Here is a 23,465-nt window from a genome sequence, read left to right as displayed (position 1 = left end):
GAACGCATGATGGGCCTTCGCGGATATGTTCCCTTGCCGATGGACGGGCGCGATCCTTCGCACCTGCGCGGCGATGCGATCACCGGTGACCGCTATTACTCGCCCGAATTCGCGCGAGATGAATGGGACCACATGTGGACGCGCATCTGGCATATTGCCGGGCGCACTGCCGACATTCCCGAGGCGGGCGATTTCCTCGTCCACAACTTCATGAAGGAATCGGTCATCGCGGTCCGCCAGGAGGATGGCTCGGTCCGCGCGTTCTACAATTCCTGCGGCCATCGCGGCATGCGCATGGTCCACGATTCCAGCTCGGTCGAGGCGTTTCACTGCCCCTATCACGGCTGGAAGTGGGGCATCGATGGGGTGCTGGAACACGCGCAGGACGCCGATGTCGATTTCAAGGCGGGCAACCCCTGCGGCAAGCTGAAGCTGAAGGAGCTGCGCTGCGACAGCTGGGGCGGGTTCGTGTGGTATTCGATGTCGGACGACAGTCCTTCGTTGATGGACTTTCTCGAGCCGATGCCCGAGTTGTACAAGAACTACCCGATGGACAAGGCCGTGCGGGTGGCGTGGTACCGGATCGAGATCAACGCCAACTGGAAGTTCGTCACCGACAACTTCTCGGAAAGCTACCACACCCGCACTGCGCACCCGCAAGTGCCGCCGTGGATCGATCAGGACGTGGACTCTGCAAGGCACGAGATGTGGCCGAAGGGCCATGGCCGGACGGTGCAACCGATGCGGCCCTCGCTGTCGGACCGGCCCGAGGGCGGCGGCAATGCGATGTTCGAGGCCGAGCTGGCCAAGTGGGACATCGATCCCGCGGCTTACGCGACCTATGAGGACTTCGCGATGCAGGGCTGGCTTGATCTCAAGGCGGCCAAGCAGAAGCTGTGGCGCGAGAAGGGCTATCTCCACTACGAGCACATGGACGACGAGGAAATCACCGACAGCCCGCACACGGTGATGTTCCCCAACGTGACGATCAGCTTCCTGCCCGACAACCTGATCCTGTTCCGCAGCGAACCGCACGCGACCGATCCGGAGAAGTGCTACTTCGACCTGTGGTGCATGGCTTTCCCGGTGGAAGGTCAGACCGAGGTTCAGTCGATCATGGCGGGGATGAAGCCGCTGCGCGAAGTGGCCGAGTGCGAACACCGCGTGTTCGACGGCGGGCGAGGGGTGCCGGAACTGGCCGGGCAGATCGTCTATCAGGACATGGAACTGGCCGAGGCGATGCAGGCGGGGATGCACTCGCGCGGGTACACCGACGCCTACCTCTCGGATCAGGAGACACGCATCCGGTTCTTCCATGAAGTGCTGAATGACTGGATCGAGGGGCGGCAGGGCCGCTGAAGTTGCACTCAACACCAGAAGAATTTTTCCGGAGAAAAATCAGATGAGTGGCGGTGAGATGACGTGGGACCTCGAAGCGGATGTGGTCGTACTGGGATCAGGCGGTGCGGCGTTGACGGCCGCCATCGCAGCCCATGATCACGGCGCGAAGGAAGTGGTGATCCTCGAACGTTCTGGCATGGTCGGTGGCACCACCGCAATGTCCGGCGGGATGCTGTGGATTCCGGGCAACCATCATCAGCTGGCGGCGGGGATCGAGGAGTCCGACGAGGACGTTGTCGCCTATCTCGACAGCCTGGCGCCGGGCGCGCTCGATCCTGAAACGCTGTGGGCGTTCATGCAGGGCGGGCCGGAAATGCTGCGCTTCCTTGAAGACAATACGCCGGTGCGCATGGCCTCGTTCTCCGACTTTCCGGACTATCAGCCCTATTCGCCCGGGGCCAAGCCCGATGGCGGTCGCTCGCTCGACAACGAGGCGTTCAGCTTTGCCCGGCTGGGCAAGTGGGCGGCGCGCGTCAATCCGAGCAAGATGGCTTATCCCTTGCGCGGCAGCCTGATCGAGGCGACGCGCGGCACGCTCGACGAAGCCACGATGGCCGAGCGCGAGGCTGGTGACTATCGCGGGCTGGGGCAGGCGCTGGTCGGCTCGCTGTTCCTCGGCGTGATCGAGCGCAACATCCCGGTCGAGTTCGAGAAGCGTGCGCGCAAGCTGGTCAAGGACGGTGAGCGGGTGATCGGCGTGGTGGCCGAGGACGCGAATGGCAAGGACTTCCGCGTGCGGGCGCGGCGCGGCGTGGTCATCGCCACGGGCGGGTTCGAGTGGAACGAGACCCTGGTCAAGGCCTTCATCCGCGGACCACTGACCGGCCCGGTGAGCGTGCCCGAGAACGAAGGCGACGGCCTGCTCATGGCGATCGAGGCCGGGGCGCAGCTTGGCAACATGCAGAATGCCTTCTGGATGCAGAGCGCACTGGAGTTCAAGCCGCAGCACCGCAATGCCAAGCCCAATTACATGCTGGGTTCGGACGAGCGCGCGCGTCCCGGCGCGATCCTCGTCAATCGCAAGGGCAAGCGCTTTGTCAACGAGGCGGCGAACTACAACGCGCTGGGCAAGTCGCTCCATGCCTTCGAAGGCGGCACCCACGAATACGCGAACCTGCCGTACTGGCTGATCATCGACCAGCGCTATCGCGACAAGTACCCGCTGTTCAACTCGCTGCCGGGCTCACCGACGCCGGGTTATGCCATCGAGGCAGCGACGCTGGCGGAACTGGCGGAAAAGGCCGGCATCGATCCGGCTGGTCTTGAAGCGGAAGTTGCCCGCTTCAACCAGATGGTCCGCAACGGCCATGACGATGACTTCAACCGCGGCGACACCACTTACGACAACTTCTACATGTGGGGCGACATGGCGTTCGACCCGCCGTACCGCACGCTGGGCATGATCGATCAGGCACCGTACTATGCGGTGAAGATGGAAGCGGGCGCTCTGGGCACGGCCGGTGGCCCGAAGACCAATGCCGACGCGCAGGTGGTGGACTGGAGCGGCAACCCGATCCCGGGGCTTTATGCCGCTGGCAATGCCATGGCGGCGGTGCTCGGCGAGGTCTATGGCGGCGCGGGCGGTACGCTCGGACCGGGGCTGACCTTCGGATACCTCGCGGGCAAGCATCTCGGCACGCATATCTCCAACCATTGATCCATGTTGGCAGAGCCCCGCCAGCGGGCTCTGCCGTCGCATGGGCCGGTCGGTTCGTCCTTCGGGGCGGAACAGCGGCCGGGCACAGGGCTTCTCTCCGCTCAACGCCTCAGGAGAGATTGATATGCCGGCATCCGCCATTTTCGACACCCACGCCGAAGCCGAACGCGCCGTAAGCGATCTGCGCGGGCTTGGAGTACGTGACACCCAGATGTCCGTGATCGCCCACCACGGTGGCACGACCACGATCCGCTCTGGTGATGGCGAAGTGACCGACGAGCATCACCGCAACGTGTTGCGCGGCATTCTTGGCGGTGGCGCGCTGGGCGCCGGGCTGGGCGTGGCGGCACTGGCTATCCCCGGCGTCGGCCCGCTGGCTGCGGCAGGTGCGATTGCCGCTTCGGCCGTGCCTGAAGCAATCGGCATCGGTGCGGCGCTGGGTGCCATCGGCGGCTCGCTCAACGAAGTGCTGACCAAGCACGGCATCAGCGACGATGACGCGACCTACTACAATGACCGCATGAAGGACGGCGCTGTGGTGGTTACGGTGCAGGACGACTTTGCCGACAGCCGTCAGGTTTCCGAAGTGCTGCAACGCAATGGTGGCCACAACGCGACCACGCCGCGCATGATCTGACCCTATCGCAGTGCCGTGCGCGGAATGCTGATGGCGCAGAATACGCCTTCGGGGCGGAACTGGTAATCCAGTTCCCCTCCGATACCGTGGGTGACGGACCGCTCTATCAGGCGCGTTCCGAAACCGCGTACGGACGGTTCCGAGACGGGTGGACCACCCGTTTCGGCCCACGTCAGCACCAGTGCCGCGTCATCTCTGGACGTGCTGGTGCAGGTAACCTCAACGCTGCCATGCGTTGAAAGCGCGCCGTACTTTGCCGAATTGGTCGCCAGCTCGTGCAGAACCATGCCGAGCGCCTGGGCGGTGGCCGACGTGAGAATGAGGTTAGAGGTTTCGTCCCCGAGCGCGAAGTCGATCCCGTAAGGGGTCAGTTCGTCTTCGATCAGGGCCTGCAACCTCACGCCGTTCCAGCGGTTCTCCGAAAGGTGGCTGTGGGCGCGGCTGATGGCGGCGATGCGCCCCATCAGGGCTTCCTTGAAATCGCTGACAGTGCCCTGCGCCTTCATCATCTGGACGATCGACTGGACCACCGCGAGCAGATTCTTCGCGCGGTGATCGACTTCGCGCGTGAGCAGGTCTTCCCGTTCGCGCGCCTGCTTCAGATCGGTGATCTCGACGCAGAAGATACCGACGCCCCGCCGGAAGCCGTCCGCGCCGTGGACAGGGTAGAACACTTCCGACCAGGTGCGCTTCACGCCAGGCTGCGCCGGGGTTTCGCCGGTGATCTCGACCCCGCGCAGCACTTCGCCGCTTTCCAGGACCTTGCGCAGCAGCGGTTCGGCCGAGGAGCGCAGGTCGGGGAGAAGGTCCCAGACGCTCTTTCCGAGATGCTCCTCGGCCGAAAAGCCGTTCATCTCAGCCAGCGCCGTGTTGATGCGGGCGAACTTGAGATCCCCATCAAGCAGGCCCACGCCGACAGGGGCCTCGTCATAGATCGCCTGCAACTCGTCGATCACGCCCAGCAGATGGGCCTTCTGTTGTGCCTGATCGCGACCTTCGCGTTCAAGCGCCGCTTTGGCCGCGATGAGGTTCATCGCGCCGGTGCAGAGCGAGTGCACGACTTCGAGGACGATTATGGTGCTGGGGATGTAAACCAGCATGGCGAGCGGCGCGCCCGGCTGCATTTCGAGATCAGCGCCGGGATCGAGGAATAGGTAACCGGCACACAACCACGCGAGGAACGCCGCCGTGTACCCCGGCAGGCGGCCGCCAAGAAACGTCGCGATGACAATGGATGGATAGAAAGGCAGGAGCGGCGCAGGCGGCGGCGTGCCCATGGCGATGCGAACCACAAGAGCAAGCGCAATCAGGCCGAACGCCGACAGCACGCCATGGACCGGCTGGCCCATGAAGACGTGGCAGAGCGAGAACGGCCAACGGCCAAACAGGTGCGCTTCGCCCTTCTGGCGACCCGGATGCATCCCCCATTGCCCTTTCGGCATGTGCAGGCGCAGCAGGATGGCTGCGCGCATCCATCTTGCCCGAGTTTGCCCTCGTGGCAATCCCTGCACAATGCTGAGCCATTGAAAAAGCGGCAGTTATGGCGAAGTAGGACGCTGCTGGCCGAGATGTCACAAGATAGGTTAGTGAACTTGGGGCAGGGGCGACAGATCAGGGGGTGGGCGCTGCCGCCAATCCGTTTGCAGGCCACCATGACAGCGTGTGCACATCGTGCGCCGAGGTCCATATGCCCTTGGGCGTGTAACGCAGCGCACCGCTTCCGGCAGGCTTGCCGCCACGCTGCGCGACGGTCATGGTCACCGGGTCGATCGCCGCCCAGACCTGATCGTCAGTGGTGCGCAGCCAGACCATGCCGCCGCCGGTGTCGATGTCGCCCCACTTGAGGTTCGCGCCGACCTTGACCCGCCCGACGACCTGTCCCGTGGCCGGATCGGCGCGGACAAGCGTGCCGTCGCCCTGTTCCTGCACCCATACGCCACCTTCGCCAGCGGCAAGGAAGCCCGGCATCGTGCCGAGCGCGGCGCGGGCGACGACGGTGTTGGAGGCGGGATCGATCTTCTGCAGCGTCTGCCTGGTGGCGCTCACTGCCCAGACGGCGTCATAGCCGTAGGTGACGTACCAGGTGTCGGCGTCCACCGGGATGGAGGCCACGACAGTGTTGGTCTTTGGATCGACGCGGGCAACGGCGCCTTCGGGCTTGCTTGCCAGCCAAATCGCGCCTGCGCCATTGGCGACGATCAGTTCGCCCTGCTTCTGGTTGGCAATGCCGGTGGGGATCGTGGCGGTGATCTTCGCCGTTTCGAGATCGATCCGCACCAGCGAGCCATCGGCGCAATTGGCCACCCACAGCGAGCCGAAGGCCACGGTCATCGCGCCGCAGGGGCGGGCGATCGCCACTTCCGCAAGTTTCCCGGTGCGCGACCACTTCTCGACCTTGCCGCGATTGGTCGCCCAGACCGCGTCGCCATCGACAGCGAGGAAATCGGCGAAACCGGGGACTGTCTGTGCCTGTTCGACCTGCGCGTGGGCGATAGTCGGGGCGAGAGCGGCGGCGGCGAGAAGTAGTTTGCGGAGCATCGATTTCCTAACTGACAGCTGCGGAAGCCCACCCCGCTGCGACTAATCTCACTTCGTTCGATAAGTCTCGCTCCCCTCCCGCATGCGGGAGGGGTTGGGGGTGGTCTTACGACGGTTGCGTCTTCAAAAACTCAGCTACGCGAGGCGATGTAAGCGCGCCATCCGCCAAGGTGCGTAATGTTCTCGGCTCCGGCCAGCGCGCGCGGTTCCGCGACGAAGCCCTTGACGCTGCTGCCGTCGGCCAGCGTGACCGTGCCGATGGCGAGCGGGGGCGGGACTTCGACGGTGAAGCTGCCGAATTCGGCCACGCCGAGCTCATAGACCTCAAGCTTGATTGCCGCCCCGCCTTCATCGAACACCAGCGCGGGCTTGGGTGGCACGCTGTTGGCGATGGCGTAGAGCTTGTAGGTGGGCGCGGTCTCGAACGCGCCGACGAACTTCGCATCGCGCGAGGTCAGTTGCCAGTGCAGCGGCATGCCTTCGAGGTGTGCGCCAACGACGGCCAGTTTCACGGTCTGCATCTTGCCCTCCAGGTCGAGCGGGGGTGGGGGAGTGAGGTTCGCGGCTTCGAGCCACCGGTCGGCAGCATCGAGCAGGGCGCGGTCAGTGGCGGCAGTGCCTATCAGCGTGATGCCGAAGCCGGTGCCATTGTGGCGGGTGCCTGCGGGTACCGCCACGGCGGCCATGTCGAGCAGGTTCACGAAATTGGTGTAGAAGCCGAGGTTGCTGTTGAGCGCGACCGGCGCAACCGCCAGCTCGGCGACGCGATAGGTGGTGCCGGTGGTGGGGAAGGCGAGCATGTCGACGCTTTCCCACAACTGGTCAGCATGGCGCTTCAGTTCGGCCATGCGGTACACGCCGTTCCAAAGCTCCACGGCGGTCTTGTCCCACCCGGCTTCGACGACGGTGCGCACGGTGGGGTCGACGGCCTCGGGGGTGTCACGGAGCAATGTGGCAATGGCGGCGGTGCGTTCGGCCACCCATGGTCCGCCATAGAGCAGTTGCGCGGCTTCGAGCAGCGGGGCGATGTCGATCTCGACGACTTCGGCGCTCTGCGCGAGGGTGGCGAGGGCCTGATCGTAGAAGAATTCGGACTCACCGTCGCCAAAGAACGCGCGCTGATCGCGGCGGGGGACGCCGATGCGCTTGGGGTTGAGCGCAGTTTCGGGAAGTTGGCGCGACCATGGATCGCCCGCGTCGAATCCGGCCAGCGTGTGGTCGACCAGGCGAGCGTCGATGGTGTCGGAAGCGAAAACGGTGATGCAGTCTATCGAACGACAGGCGGGGACGAGTCCCTTGGTGCTCCAGCGGCCCTTGGTCGGCTTGAATCCGATCAGGTGGTTGAACGCCGCGGGCACGCGGCCGGAACCTGCGGTATCGGTGCCGAGCGCGATGGGCACGAGTCCTGTGGCAACCGCGATGGCCGAACCGGAACTGGAACCGCCGCTGACGTAATCGCGGTTATAGGCATTGCGCGGAATGCCATAGGGGCTGCGCGTGCCGACGAGGCCGGTGGCGAACTGATCGAGGTTGGTCTTGCCGATGCAGATCGCGCCTGCGGCCTTGAGCCGGACGATGACCGTGGCGTCTTCGGCTGGCGCATAGGCAAATGCGGGGCAGGCGGCGGTGGTCTGGAGGCCCGTGACGTCAATGTTGTCCTTCGCGGCATAGGGCACGCCGGCCAGCGGCAGGACTTCGCCTGCGGCCACGCGGGCATCGATGGCGCGGGCCTGAGCGAGCAGGTCCTCCGCCGTGGCGCGGCTGATCCAGACTTGCGGCTGGATTGCGTCGTAGGCGGCGATGCGGGCGAGGGTTTCCTCGATCACGCTGACGGCTGAGGTGGCGCCGGAATTGACGCTGGCGGCGATGGCGGCGGCGCTGCGGCGGTCGAGCGTGGTCATGCGCTCCTCCGCAGGGCGAGCATGGGTGTGCCGGGCTGTAGCGGCTGGCGTTCCTTGATGTAGAGCGCGGCGACCGTGCCCGCGCCGGGGCTTTCGACCGGACATTCCATCTTCATTGCCTCGATCACGGCGATCGTCTCGCCCGCCGCCACGGTGTCGCCGGGTTGGACCAGCAGCTTCCACACGCTGCCGCCGAACGGGGCTTCGATCAGGTCTGCGCCTTCGGGCACGTCCACCGCGTCCTCCGCCGAGGCTTCGCTTTCGGTGAGGGCGCTGACGCGGTCGAATTCGCCACGGCGTTGCCATTCGGCGCGTTCGGCATCGAATGCGGACTGGCGGCGGGCTTCAAAGGCGGCGATGTCCTCGGCGTTGTCGGCCAGGAACTTGCGGTAGTCGGACAGGCGGAATTCGGAGGGTTCGATCCTCAGCGCGCGCTTGCCGCTGGGGAAATCACGGCGCCATTCGGCCAGCTCTTCGGCGCTGACCGGGTAGAAGCGGATCTGGTCGAAGAAGCGCAGGAGCCAGGGCTTGCCCTCGATGAAATCTGCCGTCTGACGATGCGTGTTCCAGACCTGCACGGTGCGGCCGAACAGCTGGTAGCCACCGGGGCCTTCCATGCCGTAGATGCACATGTATGCCCCGCCGATGCCGACGACGTTCGGCGGCGTCCAGGTGCGCGCCGGGTTGTACTTGGTGGTGACGAGGCGGTGGCGTGGATCGACCGGGGTGGCAACCGGCGCGCCGAGATAGACATCGCCGAGGCCCATGACGAGGTAACTCGCCTCGAAGATCAGGTTCTCGACCGCAGAAACGTCTGGCAAGCCATTGATGCGGCGGATGAATTCGATGTTGTCCGGGCACCATGGCGCATCGTCGCGCACCGCGCTCATGTACTTCTCGATGGTCTCGATGGTGGCGGGGTCGCGCCAGCTCAGCGGCAGGTGGACGATGCGCGATGGGATGGCAAAGTCCTCGAGATCGCCGAGGCGTTCTTCTGCCGCCGTGAGCGCGGCGAGCGCCTCGGCTTGCGTCAGATTGCGCCCATCGAAGTGCAGCTGGAGCGAGCGGATGCCGGGCACTACGTCGATCACGCCGGGTAGGGCCATGCGCTCAAGCTCGGTCATCAGCGCGTGGACGCGGATGCGCAGTTCGAGATCGAGCACCAGCGGGCCGTATTCGACAAGGATGTTGCGATCACCCTGCTGGCGGTACACAACGCCGGGGCGGCCCGGGGCTTCGGGTATCGTGCCAAGGATCGGCGTCTGCGTGGCGGCATCGCAGGGGCGGCTGGAGGCGGGCCTGGTGCCGGTGGCGAGGTATTCCTGCTGCGCACGGTCGGCGGCACTGGCCTCGTCCATGGTGACGGGTACGAAGCGGACGCGGTCTCCGGGGACGAGCTGGCCGATCTTCCAGCGATCCGCCGCGATCACCACGAACGGGCAGACGAAGCCGCCCAGCGAGGGGCCGTCGGGGCCGAGGATGATCGGCATGTCGCCGGTAAAGTCCACCGCGCCAATGGCATAGGCGTTGTCGTGAATGTTGGAGGGGTGCAGACCCGCCTCGCCGCCATCGCGCCGCGCCCATTCGGGCTTGGGGCCGACAAGGCGCACGCCGGTGCGGTTGGAGTTGTAGTGGACCTGCCATTCAGCGGTGACCACCATGTCGATGTCGGTCTCGGTGAAGAAGTCCGGCGCGCCGTGTGGGCCATAGAGCACGCGCACGCACCAGTCGCTCGGGAGCGTGGGCAGGGCTGGGGGGCTGAGCGGTTCGCCGGTCGGTTCGTTGGCGAGGTGGAGCACATCGCCTGCGACGAGGCGGCGTGCGGCGTGGCCGCCGAACTGGCCCAGTTCGAAGGTGCTGCGGCTGCCGAGGTAGGGGGCGATGTCGAAGCCACCTGCGACGAGCAGGTAGCCGCGCATGCCGCCGCCCTTTGCTCTGCCGATGACCAGCGTCTGCCCTGCCTTTGCCTCGAAGAGTTGCCCTCGAGTTACCGGTTTGCCTTCGAGAGTTGCGCCGAAGTCTGCGCCGGTGAGGCACAGGGTGGCATCGGCTGCGAACTGCAGGGTGGGGCCGGTGACGGTCATTTCCAGTCCGGCGGTGCCTTCGGGATTGCCGAGCAGGCGGTTGCCGAGGCGGAAGGACTGGTCGTCCATCGGGCCGGACGGCGGCACGCCGACCGCCCAGAGGTGCTGGCGGCCGGGCCAGTCCTGAACGGTGGTTGCGGTGCCACCGCTTAGCACGCGGATGGATTGCGGCATGAAAACAACGTCTTCCAGCGCACGTGTTGAGACTTCACCTGAAGTAAAGGCAGGGGCCGCGACGACGCTTCGCAGCCAGCGCAGGTTGGTCTCGATGCCGTCGACGCGGGACTTGGCCAGTGCCTCCTGCATCGCGGTTACCGCTGCCTCGCGGGTCGGCGCGTGGACGATCAGCTTGGCGAGCATGGGATCGTACCAGGCGCTGACTTCGCTGCCGGCCATGACCCAGGTTTCGGCGCGGATGTCGGCGGGAAATTCGACGCAGGTCAGCGTGCCCGAGGTGGGGCGGTAATCGAGTGCCGGGTCTTCGGCGTAGAGGCGGATCTGCACCGAATGGCCGTTGGGGGTGGTCGGCGCAGTGTCGAGGAAGCTGTAATCACCGGCGGCGCCCCGGATCATCCATTCCACCAGATCGACGCCCATGACCATCTCGGTCACGCCGTGTTCGACCTGCAGTCGGGTGTTCATTTCCAGGAAAAAGAATTCCTTGCGCTCGGAATCGTAGAGAAATTCTACGGTTCCGGCAGAGCGATAGCGCGCGGCTTCGCCGAGGCGGATGGCTGCGGCGTAGAGCGCCTGGCGGACAGGTTCGGGGAGGATCGGGGCGGGGGCTTCCTCGACCACCTTCTGGTTGCGGCGCTGCAACGAGCAGTCGCGCTCGCCCAGGGCGACGACGCGGCCTTCGCCGTCGCCGAAGATCTGCACTTCGACGTGGCGGGCGCGGCGGACGAAGCGTTCGAGGAAGACTCCGGCATCGCCGAAGTTGCTCTGGCCGAGGCGGGCGACGGCGGCGAACCCTTCGCGGATGTCGTCAGCGGTCTCGCACACGCGCATGCCGATCCCGCCGCCGCCTGCGGTGGCCTTGAGCATTACGGGCAAGCCGATGGCCTCGGCGGCGGCGAGGGCTTCGTCCTCGCTGGTCAGCAGGTCGCTGCCCGGCGCAAGCGGCACGCCATGGGCGGCGGCGAGTTCGCGCGCGCTGTGCTTGAGGCCGAAGGTGCGGATGTTGTCGGGCGTGGGGCCGATGAAGACGATGCCCGCTTCGGCGCAGGCGGCGGCGAATTCGGTGTTTTCGGAAAGGAAGCCGTAGCCCGGATGGATCGCGCCTGCGCCGGTGCGTTTGGCCGCATCGATGATCGCGGCGATGTTGAGGTAGCTTTCGGACGGACGCGCCCCGCCGATGCACACGGCTTCGTCAGCCTGCGCGACGTGGAGGGAGGCTTCGTCCGCCTCGGAATAGACCGCGACCGAGCGCAGGCTCATCTTGCGCAAGGTGCGGATGATGCGCGTGGCGATGGCGCCGCGATTGGCGATAAGGACCGTGTCAAAGGCAATGGGGGCGGTCATGCGGCGACGATCATGCGGACAGGGGTGGGATTGAAGGCGTTGCAGGGGTTGTTGATCTGCGGGCAGTTGGAGACGACGACGATCACATCCATCTCTGCGCGAAGGTCGACGGTGAGACCGGGGGCGGAGATGCCGTCGACGATGCCCAGAGCGCCATCGGCCTCGACCGGCACGTTCATGAAGAAGTTGATGTTGGAGACGATGTCGCGCTTGCCACGGCCTTCCCACAGGTTGGCCTCAAGGAAGTTTTCGACGCAGGCATGTTGCGACTTGGTGTGATGTCCGTAGCGCAAGGTGTTGGATTCACAAGAACATGCGCCACCGATCGTGTCGTGGTATTCGACCGCGCTGCCGGTGATGGTCATCAGCGGTCGGCCTTCGTTGGAAAGCAGCACTGTGCCTTCGCGCAGGAACAGGTTGCCCTGTGCGGCGACGGTATCCTGCGCGCTGTAGCGTTCGGAATCGTCGGCGGCGCTGTAGATCAGGAAGTCGACCGCTTGGTTGCCTTCGAGATCGACGATGCGCAGCGTCTCGCCCTGCTTGACGTGGTGCGCCCAGGGCGCGCGGGCGGGGACGATCTCGTCGTGGACGATCGTGCCGGAAAGGCCGGAGATATGGGGATCGGTCATCAGGCCTGTCCTTTTCAGCGGCGGTAATAGTCTTCGACGTTGAGGAAGGCGCGCTGGCCCTCCGGCGTCGCGTTGCGAATGGGGTCAGCCTCGGCGGTGACTGACCCGCGCCAGGCGGTGAGGCGCAGCGGGGTAACCGAGTATTCCGGCCTTGAATCAAGGACATGGGGGACGTTGGTGACAACCACGATCACGTCCATCTCGGCGCGCAGGACCACGCTGCGGCCCGGCGCATAGGGTCCGACGAGCGGGGTGATCGTGCCGTCGTCCTCGATGCGGGTGCCCTTGAACAGGGTGACGCAGGGGTGGACATCGCGGCGACCGAGGCCGTGCTTGGCCGCGCCCAGAAGGAAGCGGTCGCGTCCGTTGGGATAGGCGCCGCTGTTGCGGCCTTCGCCGTACTTGGCGAGGTTCGTGGCGGCGTTCGAGGTGCCTGAGAAGCAATCGTGCGTGCCTGCGTCATCGGCCTCTATGCTCATCAGCACGCGGCCCATGTCGGACAGCAGGAGCTTGCCGGTGCCGAGGTAGGCGTTCCACTGCACCTTGACCGTATCGGCGAAGTTCAGGCGCTCGGTCGGCATTTCGGCGTTGAACAGGTTCAACGAGGCGCAGGCATCGCCCTTCACGTCGATCAGCCGCAACCGGGTGCCACGGGCAAGGCGGCGGGTGGCGTAGCCGCCGGGGGCGACGGTTTCTTCCCAGAGCAGGTCATCGGCGCTGATCCCTGCCGGCAGGTCGCTGGCGACAGGCGGGAGAATTGGCATGGCTTCGACGACCGTTCCCGCCATGGAGCGGGCATGGTCGCGGGCGGCGTTGGGATTCGCGAGCGTTGAGGTGGGCGCGGCGGTCATGCGGCGGCTCCTTTCTTCGATCCGGGGCCAGCCTCGGACAGAGGCGGCAGCAGGGCGGTGGTGGTGACGAGCTGGAGCTGCTGGACCCCGCGCACGCGGCGCAGGGCATCCGCCAAACCCTTGAGCCGGGCGGCGGGGCCTTGCACCAGCAGGACTTCCAGCGACTGGTCGTCCTTGAGGAAGACGTGCTGGGTGGAGATCACTTCGGTCTGGAAATCGGCCTGCGTGCCCGCGAGCTGCTGGCGCACCCGGCCCCGGTCACCGCGATAGACAAGGGTGATCGTGCCCGCGAGAATCTCGTCGGGGCGGGTCAGTGCCTCGTGCGCGGCGAGGGCGTGGCGGATCAGTTCGGCGATCAGCTGAGAGCGCGAGGGGAGCTGGCGTTCCTCGACCATCATGTCGAGCTTGCGGAACAGGTCCGCAGGCAGGCTCATGCTGAGGCGGGCGAGGCTGGCGGGTTCGCTGGACATCACGCCGCTTCCGGTTCCGGCTCAAGCGCTGGTGCGTCCTTGCGCAGGGTGAGATCGTAGACCGCCGTCGCGCCGAAGCGGTGGGGGGCGTGGGGATCGTGGCGGCGCTTGTCGAGGGCGAGGACGCGGGTGCCGAGCGAGAAGGCTTCCTTGATGTCGTGCGTGACCATGATGATGGTCAGGCCGAAGTCCTGCCAGAGCTGGCGGATCAGCACGTGCATGTCGGCCCGGATGCCCGGATCGAGCGCGCCGAACGGCTCGTCAAGCAGAAGGATGCGCGGGCGCATTATCAGGGCCTGCGCGATTGCCAAGCGTTGCTGCATGCCGCCCGACATCTGGCTGGGGTAGAGGTTCAGGCTGTCCCCAAGGCCCACTGCCTGGAGCATGGCGGTTGCTTCTTCGGCGGCGCGCTTCTTTGCCTCGCCGAAGAGACGCGCGAGCAGCGGGGCCTTGGTGCATTCGAGGCCGAACATCACGTTCTGCAGCACGGTGAGGTGCGGGAAGACCGAGTAACGCTGAAACACCACGCCGCGATCGGGGCCGCATTCGCGCGCCAAGGGTTTTCCGTCGAGGGTGATCGTGCCCGAGGTCGGCACTTCCTGGCCGAGGACGACGCGCAGGAAGGTGCTCTTGCCCGCGCCCGAGGGGCCGACGACCGAGACGAACGAGCCTTCGTCGACATCGAGATCGACTTTTTCGAGCACCACGCGGTCGCCATATTCGACCCAGACGTTGCGCAGGGAGAGGAGCGCGCTCAATGGCTTGCTCCGTGAGCCCAGGGGAACGCCTTCTGGCTCAAGGTCCTGAGGCCCCAGTCCATGGCGATGGCGAGCAGAGCGATCCACGCGACATAGGGGATGATCACGTCCATCGCGAGATAGCGGCGGACGAGGAAGATGCGGTAGCCGAGGCCGACATCGGACGCGATGGCCTCTGCCGAGATCAGGAACACCCATGCCGGGCCCAGCGCGAGGCGCAGCGCGAGGATCAGGCGCGGCATGGCCTGCGGCAGGGCGACGCGGATGAGGATCTGCCAGCTTCCCGCGCCCAGCGTCTGCGCCTTGGCCAGCATTTCGCGGGGCAGGGTGCCGACATGGCCGGCAACGTCACGGATCATCACGGGCGCGATGCCGATGACGATCAGGGCGACCTTGGCGGTCTCACCCAGGCCGAGCGCGACGAACAGGATCGGCAGGAGAGCGATGGGCGGGATCACGGCGATGCCCGTGACGAGCGGTCCGAAAGTGGCGCGGACCGGGGGCAGGGCACCGAGGACGAGGCCGACCAGCAGCGCCATCAGCGTGGCGATGGCAAGGCCAAGGCCGAGGCGCTGGAGGCTGGCGAGGGTGTCGGCCCAGAACACCACTGTTCCGGAAAGCACGTCTGCCTTGGTCATCTGCGCCCAGAGCGCCGTCGCCATGCCGGAGGGCAGGGGCAGGATCTTGTCTGCCGGGTTCACCGCGTGGCGCGAATAGGCGGCGAACAGGTAGACGATGACCAGCAGCAGGATCGGCACGGCACCGAGCGCGAGGCGCTGTTTGCGGTCCGGTTCGCGGTTTACCCAGCGCATGAGGAAGTGTCCCGAAGTATCGAGGAGATCAGAGCTTTCCGTCGGCGGCGAGCTTCATGAAGCTGTCGTCGAAGCGCAGGGTGACGCGGGCGGGATCGCCGAGCGTCTTGCCGCCGGGGAAGGCCATGCCGACCGCATCGGCCGAGGAGGCTCCGGGGAACAGGCCCTTGGAAAAGCTGAAATCGCGCACGCGGGTCATGGTCTCGATGAGCTTTGCGTCCTGCGTGGCGGCGACCGCGTCCTTGGCCTGAGCGTAGAGGAACGTGGTCTTGAGTTGCGCCTCGAAGACTTCGGGCGTGGTCCCGGCGAGCTTGGCCATTGCGGCGCGGGCCTGCTTGCCCTGCTCGTTCTGCGCGGTCATCACCTTCATCGTATCGTACCAGATGCCGGCGAGGGCCTTGCCGAGATCGGGGTTGGCCTTGAGCGTGGCGGTATCGACGACGAGGAGATCGAGGATTTCGCCGGGGATATCGGCCGAGGTAAAGACCTTCGACACGCCGGGTTGTGCGGCCATGACCGAGAGTTGCGGGTTCCATGCGACCGCAGCTGTGGCATCGGGCGAGGCGAAGGCGGCGACGATATCGGCGTCGGAAGTGTTGATCGTCTTGACGTCGGTCAGCGCCATGCCGTTGTTGCCGAGCGCGCGGGCGAGCAGGTAGTGCGAGACCGAGAGCTCGGCGAGGTAGACCTGGCGGCCCTTGATCGCGGCCAGCGAGTTTGCGCCCTTGAGCAGGATGCCGTCATTGCCGTTGGAATAATCGCCGACGATGATGGCGCTGGTGTCCTTGCCACCTGCGGCGGGGATGGTGAGGGCGTCCATGTTGGCGACAGTGACGCCGTCGAACTTGCCGGCGGTGTACTGGTTCACGGACTCGACGTAGTCGTTCACCTGCACCACGTTGATCTTGATGTGATACTTGTCGGCCCACTTCTTCACGATGCCGGCCTGCTGGGCATAGGGCCAGGGCATCCAGCCGGCGTAGATCGACCAGCCGATGCTGAATTCGGTGCGCTTTTCAGCGACCTTTTCACCGCCGGAGCAGGAGGCCAGCGCCAAGGTCGCTGCGATCAGCGCGGTCTTGCCGACCTTTCCAAGATTGGCACCGATCTGCGTCGCAAAAGCCTGTAGCACCAGCCATTCCCCTTCGTGGAGTAAGCTTGATCGCTGCCCCGGACCGGAGAGTCCTTGGTATTACGATCAGCCGCTTTGGTAATACCTGCCCGGCCGAAAGTGCGGATACGTCGATTGACGTAGCGCCCGGTTTGGCGGGTTGGGCCTAAGTCTGGTATACGGGTTCAGTTCAGGGGTTTGCGGGCAAGCAACATGAACATCAGGAAATTTGCAGTCGATATGCTGCCGCCGGTGACGCTGGCGATTGTCGTTTCGTTCTGGGGACTTGCTCCGAAAGCCTGGGTGGAAAGCACCTGGACCGCGATCATCATGACAGTGCTCGTAACGGCATGGGTGCTGGGACTCGAGCTGGTGTTAGAGCGTCATGCCGGGTGGCGGATGAACCGCCAGGAGTTCTTCACCGACCTGTTCTATATGGTGTTGAACGCGACGCTGATTTCGGAGGTTTCGCAGCTTGTTGGCGAAGCGCCGTTGATGGCCTTCAAGAAGGCAGCGGGGATCGCCACGCCTTGGGCGGCGGAGATGCCGTTCCTGGCGCAAGTGGCGCTGGTGCTGTTCGTCTATGAGTTCGGCCAGTACTGGATGCATCGCCTGATGCACAATTGGACGCCGTTCTGGCTGACCCATGCGCCGCACCACCACATCACGCAACTGAACGCGATGAAGGGCGCGGTGGGCAACCCGATCGAGCTGGTGCTGATCAGCCTGAGCATCGTCGTGCTGTTCGACGTGTCGCAGGCAGCGGTGCTGGGCGCATTCGGCGCAACGGGGGTGATCTCGACCTTTGCGCACGCCAATGTGCGATCGGACCCGCCGAAGTTCTATTCCTGGTTCTTCACCACGATCCGCCACCACAGCCTGCACCACTCGGTCCCTTACGAGGATACGCGCTGCAACTATGGCAATTCGCTGATCCTGTGCGATCGCATCTTCGGAACCTACAAGGAAGGTGAGGCCAGTATCGTCGGGCAGGATGATCGCAGGCGGCTGTCTATCCGCGAGCAGTGGGTTTTCCCCTTCGTGCCGCTGGTCAAGGCGTGGCAGGCACGGCGCGCTGGTGGGCAGGCGGGCAGCAATGGCGTGGCGTAACGACGTTTGCGCCGGTCGGGCGAGGGCTGCCACAGGAGCTGTAAAAAATCCTGCTTACCCGGTTGACCGGACAGGCGGCCACAGCTAGAGGCCCGACCTGCCCAGCGGACTTCGGTTCCGCGCAACGGGGCGGAGTAGCTCAGCAGGTTAGAGCAGCGGAATCATAATCCGCGTGTCGGGGGTTCGAGTCCCTCCTCCGCTACCAGGCATTTCCCGCAAGATCAGATATATAGTCGCGGCTCTTGCCAGAGGCGCGGCAGTCCTCCGAACAGGCGTTTCGGAACCTGCCGGTATGAGTGACGGTCGCCTGCACTTGTGGCGCCGCACAAGACGTGGCGCGCCTTGGCAAGTTGGGTTTGATCGTGCGGCTGGCCTGGCATTGACTCCAAGCACGCGATGTCGTGCCGTGTCGCGCTGTGACGCGACACTCCAGTAACCGTCACTTCGAGCGGTGCAGCCTTCAGGCCGTGAGGCGGTAGCCGAAGCCGCGGACGTTTTCGACGATGGGCGGGCCCAGCGCGTGAAGCTTGCGGCGCAGGCGGCTGAGGTAGACTTCGACGATATTCGTCAGCGGATCGTCCTCGATGCCCCACACCGCACGCAGGATCTCGGTTCGCGAAATGACGGTGCCGGGGGATTCCATCAGCAGCCGCAGCACGCCCATCTCCTTGACCGTCAACTGCACCGGCGACCCGGCGCGGGTGAGGGTCATTGTCCGGGGGTCAAAGTGCAGATCGCCCACGGTAAGACTGCCGTCGGGCTGGATCGGACTGAAATGGTGTCGCTCCATCCGGCGCTTGACCGCATCCATCCGGGCCAGCAATTCCTCGAATGCGAAGGGCTTGGGCAAGTAGTCATCCGCCCCACCCTTGAGACCGCGGATGCGGTCCGCCACGTCGTCGCGGGCGGTTACCATGATGATGGGTGTTGCCACGGCAGCTTCGCGCAGGGCCGAGCACAGATCGAAACCACTCATATCCGGCAGGTTCACGTCCAGAAGAATGAAGTCGAACGCAAGGTTCGTCGCCAATTCCAGACCGGTGGTGCCGTCGGTTGCCAACGTCACCTTGTGGCCCTCCTGGGCAAGGCCGCGGTGCAGCGTTGCGGCGAGTTCGACCTCATCTTCAATGAGAAGCAGTTTCATGAGCTTGCACCATCTGTCGGCACATCGGACGACATTAGAGGGAGGCGTATGGTGACGACCGTGCCGACGTTGACCCGGCTGGTCAGGCTGATTGTTCCGCCCATGGCTTCGGTGATCGAGCGGGCGATCGACAGGCCAAGACCTTGCCCGCTGCCGCTACGTCTGCTGCCCCTGCGGAACCGCTGGAACAGGTAGGGCAGATCTTCGGCGGGAATGCCATCGCCGTGGTCGGTGATGGTTATGACGGCCTGATCCTCTTCCACGCCGACCGATGCTTCGACATTGGGGGCGTGAGTGGAATAGCACACCGCGTTGTCGACGACGATGCGGATCACCTGCTTGAGGCGTGCTTCGTCGCCTTCGACGATGACGCTGGAGGGCCCCTCGTGAAGCACGATCTGCCCGCCGTCTGCTTCGATGACGCGGTGGAAGTCGGCGATGCTGTCGGTCACTGCCGCAACCGCGTCGACCGGTTCGATGGTGGTGTGCAGCATCGGCTCTTCTGCACGCGCCAGGTTCAGCATGTCCTCGATCATTTCGGCCATGAGCTCTGACAAGCGGACCACCCGATCCAGCGCGCTGCGCAGGTCAACCGATTGAGCCGAGGTATTGCGCAGCGTGATTTCGGCTTCGCTGCGCATGATGGAAAGGGGGGTGCGCAGTTCATGGCTGGCATCGGCCAGAAACTGCTGACGCAGCCGGTTCGAGCGCTCAAGCGAACGGTTGGTTGCGGCAAGTTCGCTGGTGCGCCGGGCAACGGCCCGCTCAAGCTCCTCGTTGGACCTGCGAAGCGTATCAGCGCTTTTACCGACACGAGATGCCATGATGTTGAAGCTCTCGGCGATTGCGCGGAATTCGGTTGTGCCGACGATGGGCACGCGCGGGTTGTAATCGCCTTCGGCCATGGCGCGCGTGCCTTGCAGGAGGTTTCCGAGCGGGCGGATCAGCTGGCGCTGCCCCCAGAAGACGGCGAGCAGGCCGCAAACGGTCACAACCGTTACCGTCAGCGTCAGGGTATCGATTACGCCCTGGAACGTCTCGATCGAGCTGCGGTGATACTCCTTTGCCTCGCGCTCCTCGATCTTGATCGCTTCGAAGACGAGGTCTTCCCAGACCGTATCCGGTTTATCGCCCCTCAGCGAACGCTCGAGGCTGGCGCCGATCTTCTTCAGGGTTTCCCGCTGCTGGACTTCTTCTTCTATCTCCGAGGCGCGCTGCTTGCGCTTGAGCGGCGTCTCGCTGATCATCTTGATCTCGGCGTTGATGTAACGCTCCGCATTGGTGACGTGGGAGCGGACGCCATCGATGTAGAGTTCGCGGTCCTGTACGAAAGCGGCCGGATCGGTGTAGCGCTCTTGCTGGAGGGTGTATCCCAGAACGGCAAGCCGCTGGAACGCGCTGAGCGATTGCGACGAGGCTTCCGACCTGGCCTGCTGCGCACGGATGACTTTCACCGCATGGTTGGCAATCACACCGGGCACCGCGACGATGAACAGCACGAACACCAACGACACCCACAGCTTCAGGCGCAGCGCGTTCATGTGCAAATCGCCCGCAGCATGGCGAAGCGATTGCGGGCACTATGCCTGGCGTCGGGCGATGAAACGCCTCGCTTCGATTGTAACATAAAAATGGTATTCCCCTGCATGCGCCGCTGCTTCGAGCTCAAGCACCGGCACACGCCCTGACCTCGCGCTCACATTGTCCTGACAACGCTTTCCGATCAACGAATTGGCCGATTAAATTTCCATGAATGCGACAGGCCGTACGTCTGGTTCAGCAAGCCGATGGATGACAATACACCGAGTCCATGGCATCGCAGTTGCATGCGCACCACTCACGATGAAGCAAGCGTTCGCCTTTACCATCTCGGAGACGGGCCCGAGGGCGGTTCGGCCGATACGCTGTTCTATGGGCCGTTGAGCGAGGCGCTGCGCATCGCGGCCGAGCAGCCGGTTGAAGTTCAGGAAGGGCTGTTCATCGCAACCGACAATGATGTGGTGGCTTATCTGGACCTGATCGAGAGTTAAGCTTGGCGTTCAAACGGCTTCGCCTGCCGCACGGCCGCTGGCCCAGGCCCACTGGAAATTGTATCCCCCCAGCCACCCGGTCACATCCACGGCCTCGCCAATGGCGTGAAGGCCAGGCGCTTTTACTGCAGCCATGGTTCTCTGGTTCAGCGCGCGGGTGGAAATGCCGCCGGCGGTGACTTCTGCCTTGGCATAGCCTTCGGTGCCGTTGGGATTGAACGGCCAGCGTGCAAGTTGCTGCTGCGCCTTGCGCAAGTCAGCGTCGCGCATGGCGGAAAGTTCGCCCTCCAGGCCGAGCCGACTGCCAAGCGCTTCTGCAAGCCGTTCCGGCAGCCGGCGTGCGAGCGCGGAGCGGAAGGCCGCGCGGGGACGCTGGCGCTTTTCCTCGATCAGCCAGTCGGCGCCTTCTTCGGGCAGGAAGTTGACGGCGATCGGCGTGCGGTGCTGCCAGTACGAGGAAATCTGCAGCATGGCCGGTCCCGACAGGCCCTTGTGCGTGAACAACGCGGCCTCGCGGAAGGATGTCTTGCCCCAGTGCGTGACGACATCGGTCGAAACGCCCGAGAGCGAGCGGAACAGCGCTTCGTCTTCACCCAAGGTGAAGGGCACGAGGGCGGGGCGGGTCTGCACCACCGGCAGGCCGAACTTGCGCGCGATTTCGAATGCGAAGCCGGTTGCGCCCATCTTGGGTATGGACAGGCCGCCGGTTGCAAGGATCAAGGCGGCGGCCCGGTACTCGCGGCCATCGATCGTCACGCGGTAACGACCGTCGGCGTGATCCACCGCACTCACGCCCTGGCCGAAGGCGAAGATGACGCCGCCATCGCGGCATTCGGACATCAGCATGTCCACGATCTGCCGGGCAGAACTGTCACAGAACAATTGGCCAAGCGTCTTCTCGTGCCAGGCGATGCCGTGGCGATGGACCAGCGCGATGAAGTCTGCAGGAGTGTAGCGCGCAAGGGCGGAGCGCGCGAAGTGCGGATTTTCGGAGATGTAACGGTCTGCCGCCGTGTGGATGTTGGTGAAGTTGCAGCGTCCGCCGCCCGAGATCAGGATCTTCTTGCCCGGCTCGTCGGCGTGATCGACCAGCAGGACGCGGCGCCCGCGCTGGCCTGCCGTCAGCGCAGCCATCAGCCCCGCCGCGCCCGCGCCAAGGATGATCGCGTCGTAGTCGGCGGCGCTCACGCGAGGAGTTCGGTGGCGAGGGCCTCGGCCACCTTGATCCCGTCAACCGCGGCCGAAAGGATGCCGCCGGCATAGCCTGCGCCTTCGCCGGCAGGGTAGAGGCCGCGTGTGTTGAGGCTCTGGCAATCCTTGCCGCGCGTTATGCGGACGGGCGAGGAGGTGCGTGTCTCGACCCCGGTCATCACCACATCGGGGTGGTCATAGCCCGGGACCATGCGACCGAAGGCGGGCAGGGCTTCGCGGATGGCTTCGATCACGTAGTCGGGCAGGCACTTCTTGAGTTCGGTGAGGTGGACGCCGGGCTTGTAGCTCGGGATCACGCTGCCGAATTCGGTGGACGGGCGGTCTGCCAGAAAATCGCCCAGTTTCTGGCCCGGCGCCATGTAGTTGCGCCCGCCCGCCTCGAAGGCGAGGCTTTCCCAGTGGCGCTGGAAGGCCATGCCCGCCATCGGTCCGCCGGGGTAGTCCTTGCTCGGATCGATATCGACGACGATGCCCGAGTTGGCGTTGAACTCGGCGCGCGAATACTGGCTCATGCCGTTGGTGACGACGCGGCCTTCCTCGCTGGTCGCGGCGACGACGCGCCCGCCCGGGCACATGCAGAAGGAATAGACCGTGCGCCCGTTCTTGCACTTGTGCGAGATCGAGTAGGCCGCGGGACCGAGGATCTTGTTGCCGGCGCTGGGGCCATAGCGTGCAGTGTCGATCCAGCTTTGCGGGTGTTCGATGCGCACGCCGATGGCAAACGGCTTGGCTTCGATGTGGACCCCGCGATCGTACAGCACTTGGAAAGTATCGCGCGCGGAGTGGCCGACTGCCATGATCACATGGCGCGCGGGCAGGAACGAGCCGTCCGACAGGTGCAGGCCGGCAATCCGACGTGTCCCATCGGCGGCGGTCTCGATCTCGAAGTCCTCGACGCGCGTCTGGAAGCGGTACTCGCCCCCAAGGCTCTCGATCGTCTCGCGCATCGACATCACCATGGTGACGAGGCGGAACGTGCCGATGTGCGGGTGGGCTTCGGTCAGGATATCGTCGGGGGCGCCCGCCTTGACGAACTCCACGAGCACCTTGCGGCCGAGATGACGCGGGTCCTTGATGCGGCTGTAGAGCTTGCCATCAGAAAACGTGCCGGCACCGCCTTCGCCGAACTGCACGTTCGATTCCGGTTCGAGGACGGATCGGCGCCACAGGCCCCAGGTGTCCTTGGTGCGCTCACGCACGGCCTTGCCGCGCTCGATGATGATGGGCTTCAATCCCATTTGTGCGAGGATCAGTGCAGCCAGCAACCCGCAAGGCCCTGCGCCGATGACCACGGGCCGTTCACCGTCCCAGCCCTCGGGGGCCATGACCGGGAACCTGTAGGAGGTGTCGGGCGTGGGCTTGACGTTCTGGTCATCGGCAAAGCGGGCCAGCACTTCGGCCTCGTTCGCCACGATGCAATCGACCACGTAGGTCAGCAGGATCGCGTGCTTCTTGCGGGCATCGTTGCCGCGGCGGAAGATCTGGTAGCGCGTGAGGTCTGCGGGAGCGATGTCCAGGCGCGCGCAAATCGCCGCCGGAAGGTCTTCGGCGGCGTGGTCGAGAGGCAGTTTCAGTTCATTGATGCGAAGCATGGCGCCG

At 65.0% G+C, this 23,465-nt stretch carries 19 protein-coding genes and 1 tRNA gene; 6 read left to right on the top strand and 14 right to left on the bottom strand.

Annotated features, from left to right (window positions below):
- Positions 1 to 9 precede the first annotated feature (9 nt).
- From ACZ1JY_RS05125 to ACZ1JY_RS05115, 3 genes are all read left to right on the top strand, one after another.
- The gene (locus ACZ1JY_RS05125; RefSeq protein ID WP_465130582.1) at positions 10 to 1,359 is read left to right on the top strand and encodes an aromatic ring-hydroxylating oxygenase subunit alpha; all 1,350 of its coding nucleotides are present in this window, start codon (positions 10 to 12) and stop codon (positions 1,357 to 1,359) included.
- A gap of 43 nt (positions 1,360 to 1,402) precedes the next feature.
- Entirely contained in the window at positions 1,403 to 3,058 is a 1,656-nt protein-coding gene (locus ACZ1JY_RS05120) for an FAD-binding protein (RefSeq protein WP_465130581.1), read from the top strand.
- A gap of 124 nt (positions 3,059 to 3,182) precedes the next feature.
- A complete protein-coding gene (locus ACZ1JY_RS05115) occupies positions 3,183 to 3,695 on the top strand; it encodes a hypothetical protein (RefSeq protein WP_465130580.1) in 513 nt (170 codons plus the stop codon).
- 2 nt (positions 3,696 to 3,697) lie between these two features.
- Here ACZ1JY_RS05115 and ACZ1JY_RS05110 read toward each other — a convergent pair whose 3' ends face one another.
- The 10 genes from ACZ1JY_RS05110 to ACZ1JY_RS05065 form a co-directional block, all read right to left on the bottom strand.
- Positions 3,698 to 5,167, bottom strand: a complete 1,470-nt coding sequence (locus ACZ1JY_RS05110; protein WP_465130579.1) for an HWE histidine kinase domain-containing protein — start codon at positions 5,165 to 5,167, stop codon at positions 3,698 to 3,700.
- A gap of 139 nt (positions 5,168 to 5,306) precedes the next feature.
- A complete protein-coding gene (locus tag ACZ1JY_RS05105; protein WP_118073539.1) occupies positions 5,307 to 6,233 on the bottom strand; it encodes a Vgb family protein in 927 nt (308 codons plus the stop codon).
- 131 nt (positions 6,234 to 6,364) lie between these two features.
- Positions 6,365 to 8,134 carry an allophanate hydrolase gene (gene atzF / locus ACZ1JY_RS05100; RefSeq protein WP_465130578.1) on the bottom strand — a complete coding sequence of 590 codons (1,770 nt, stop codon included), beginning with the start codon at positions 8,132 to 8,134 and terminating at the stop codon, positions 6,365 to 6,367.
- The gene (gene uca, locus ACZ1JY_RS05095; protein ID WP_465130876.1) at positions 8,131 to 11,727 is read right to left on the bottom strand and encodes an urea carboxylase; all 3,597 of its coding nucleotides are present in this window, start codon (positions 11,725 to 11,727) and stop codon (positions 8,131 to 8,133) included. Before uca ends, atzF begins: the two co-directional genes overlap by 4 nt.
- 8 nt (positions 11,728 to 11,735) lie before the next feature.
- Entirely contained in the window at positions 11,736 to 12,371 is a 636-nt protein-coding gene (locus tag ACZ1JY_RS05090) for an urea amidolyase associated protein UAAP2 (RefSeq protein WP_205525298.1), read from the bottom strand.
- 11 nt (positions 12,372 to 12,382) lie between these two features.
- The gene (locus ACZ1JY_RS05085) at positions 12,383 to 13,219 is read right to left on the bottom strand and encodes an urea amidolyase associated protein UAAP1 (RefSeq protein ID WP_465130577.1); all 837 of its coding nucleotides are present in this window, start codon (positions 13,217 to 13,219) and stop codon (positions 12,383 to 12,385) included.
- Positions 13,216 to 13,689: a CopG family ribbon-helix-helix protein gene (locus ACZ1JY_RS05080; RefSeq protein WP_062347447.1), complete on the bottom strand. Its 474-nt coding sequence runs from the start codon at positions 13,687 to 13,689 to the stop codon at positions 13,216 to 13,218. The genes ACZ1JY_RS05085 and ACZ1JY_RS05080 overlap by 4 nt, the downstream gene beginning before the upstream one ends.
- The gene (locus tag ACZ1JY_RS05075) at positions 13,689 to 14,447 is read right to left on the bottom strand and encodes an ABC transporter ATP-binding protein (RefSeq protein WP_118073542.1); all 759 of its coding nucleotides are present in this window, start codon (positions 14,445 to 14,447) and stop codon (positions 13,689 to 13,691) included. Before ACZ1JY_RS05075 ends, ACZ1JY_RS05080 begins: the two co-directional genes overlap by 1 nt.
- Positions 14,444 to 15,259 (bottom strand): ABC transporter permease, encoded by an 816-nt coding sequence (locus ACZ1JY_RS05070; protein ID WP_118073543.1) that lies wholly within the window; start codon positions 15,257 to 15,259, stop codon positions 14,444 to 14,446. Before ACZ1JY_RS05070 ends, ACZ1JY_RS05075 begins: the two co-directional genes overlap by 4 nt.
- 28 nt (positions 15,260 to 15,287) lie before the next feature.
- Entirely contained in the window at positions 15,288 to 16,367 is a 1,080-nt protein-coding gene (locus ACZ1JY_RS05065) for a putative urea ABC transporter substrate-binding protein (RefSeq protein ID WP_465130875.1), read from the bottom strand.
- Positions 16,368 to 16,583: 216 nt separating this feature from the next.
- On the opposite strand from ACZ1JY_RS05065, the gene ACZ1JY_RS05060 reads away from it, so the two are divergent.
- Complete coding sequence (locus ACZ1JY_RS05060) at positions 16,584 to 17,480, top strand: sterol desaturase family protein (RefSeq protein WP_465130576.1); 897 nt, start codon at positions 16,584 to 16,586, stop codon at positions 17,478 to 17,480.
- A 128-nt stretch (positions 17,481 to 17,608) separates the two neighbouring features.
- Positions 17,609 to 17,685 (top strand) — tRNA-Met (locus ACZ1JY_RS05055).
- Between the two features lie 255 nt (positions 17,686 to 17,940).
- On the opposite strand, the gene ACZ1JY_RS05050 is transcribed toward ACZ1JY_RS05055, so the two are convergent.
- Both ACZ1JY_RS05050 and ACZ1JY_RS05045 read right to left on the bottom strand, forming a co-directional pair.
- Complete coding sequence (locus tag ACZ1JY_RS05050) at positions 17,941 to 18,624, bottom strand: response regulator transcription factor (RefSeq protein WP_465130575.1); 684 nt, start codon at positions 18,622 to 18,624, stop codon at positions 17,941 to 17,943.
- Positions 18,621 to 20,165 carry a sensor histidine kinase gene (locus ACZ1JY_RS05045; protein ID WP_465130574.1) on the bottom strand — a complete coding sequence of 515 codons (1,545 nt, stop codon included), beginning with the start codon at positions 20,163 to 20,165 and terminating at the stop codon, positions 18,621 to 18,623. Before ACZ1JY_RS05045 ends, ACZ1JY_RS05050 begins: the two co-directional genes overlap by 4 nt.
- A gap of 285 nt (positions 20,166 to 20,450) precedes the next feature.
- Between ACZ1JY_RS05045 and ACZ1JY_RS05040 the strand changes: the two genes are divergently transcribed.
- Positions 20,451 to 20,654 (top strand): hypothetical protein, encoded by a 204-nt coding sequence (locus ACZ1JY_RS05040; RefSeq protein WP_118073547.1) that lies wholly within the window; start codon positions 20,451 to 20,453, stop codon positions 20,652 to 20,654.
- A 9-nt stretch (positions 20,655 to 20,663) separates the two neighbouring features.
- Here ACZ1JY_RS05040 and ACZ1JY_RS05035 read toward each other — a convergent pair whose 3' ends face one another.
- The gene (locus ACZ1JY_RS05035) at positions 20,664 to 21,842 is read right to left on the bottom strand and encodes a BaiN/RdsA family NAD(P)/FAD-dependent oxidoreductase (RefSeq protein ID WP_465130573.1); all 1,179 of its coding nucleotides are present in this window, start codon (positions 21,840 to 21,842) and stop codon (positions 20,664 to 20,666) included.
- Positions 21,839 to 23,458, bottom strand: a complete 1,620-nt coding sequence (locus tag ACZ1JY_RS05030) for an NAD(P)/FAD-dependent oxidoreductase (RefSeq protein WP_465130572.1) — start codon at positions 23,456 to 23,458, stop codon at positions 21,839 to 21,841. The genes ACZ1JY_RS05035 and ACZ1JY_RS05030 overlap by 4 nt, the downstream gene beginning before the upstream one ends.
- Between the last annotated feature and the right edge of the window lie 7 nt (positions 23,459 to 23,465).

The sequence above is a fragment of the Novosphingobium sp. BL-A-41-Hi4B-X5A genome (genome assembly GCF_055521705.1).
The sequence above is the reverse complement of the archived record's forward strand: the minus strand, read 5'-3'. Positions and strand labels throughout refer to the sequence as shown.

Bases quoted from the DNA above. Each gene is read 5' to 3' on its own strand.
- ACZ1JY_RS05080 (WP_062347447.1), bottom strand. From the start codon at position 13,689: ATGTCCAGCGAACCCGCCAGCCTCGCCCGCCTCAGCATGAGCCTGCCT.
- ACZ1JY_RS05120 (WP_465130581.1), top strand. From the start codon at position 1,403: ATGAGTGGCGGTGAGATGACGTGGGACCTCGAAGCGGATGTGGTCGTA.
- ACZ1JY_RS05030 (WP_465130572.1), bottom strand. From the start codon at position 23,458: ATGCTTCGCATCAATGAACTGAAACTGCCTCTCGACCACGCCGCCGAA.
- ACZ1JY_RS05070 (WP_118073543.1), bottom strand. From the start codon at position 15,259: ATGCGCTGGGTAAACCGCGAACCGGACCGCAAACAGCGCCTCGCGCTC.
- ACZ1JY_RS05110 (WP_465130579.1), bottom strand. From the start codon at position 5,167: ATGCGCGCAGCCATCCTGCTGCGCCTGCACATGCCGAAAGGGCAATGG.
- ACZ1JY_RS05105 (WP_118073539.1), bottom strand. From the start codon at position 6,233: ATGCTCCGCAAACTACTTCTCGCCGCCGCCGCTCTCGCCCCGACTATC.
- ACZ1JY_RS05045 (WP_465130574.1), bottom strand. From the start codon at position 20,165: ATGAACGCGCTGCGCCTGAAGCTGTGGGTGTCGTTGGTGTTCGTGCTG.
- ACZ1JY_RS05060 (WP_465130576.1), top strand. From the start codon at position 16,584: ATGAACATCAGGAAATTTGCAGTCGATATGCTGCCGCCGGTGACGCTG.
- ACZ1JY_RS05085 (WP_465130577.1), bottom strand. From the start codon at position 13,219: ATGACCGCCGCGCCCACCTCAACGCTCGCGAATCCCAACGCCGCCCGC.
- ACZ1JY_RS05040 (WP_118073547.1), top strand. From the start codon at position 20,451: ATGCGCACCACTCACGATGAAGCAAGCGTTCGCCTTTACCATCTCGGA.
- ACZ1JY_RS05125 (WP_465130582.1), top strand. From the start codon at position 10: ATGGGCCTTCGCGGATATGTTCCCTTGCCGATGGACGGGCGCGATCCT.
- ACZ1JY_RS05050 (WP_465130575.1), bottom strand. From the start codon at position 18,624: ATGAAACTGCTTCTCATTGAAGATGAGGTCGAACTCGCCGCAACGCTG.
- atzF (WP_465130578.1), bottom strand. From the start codon at position 8,134: ATGACCACGCTCGACCGCCGCAGCGCCGCCGCCATCGCCGCCAGCGTC.
- ACZ1JY_RS05115 (WP_465130580.1), top strand. From the start codon at position 3,183: ATGCCGGCATCCGCCATTTTCGACACCCACGCCGAAGCCGAACGCGCC.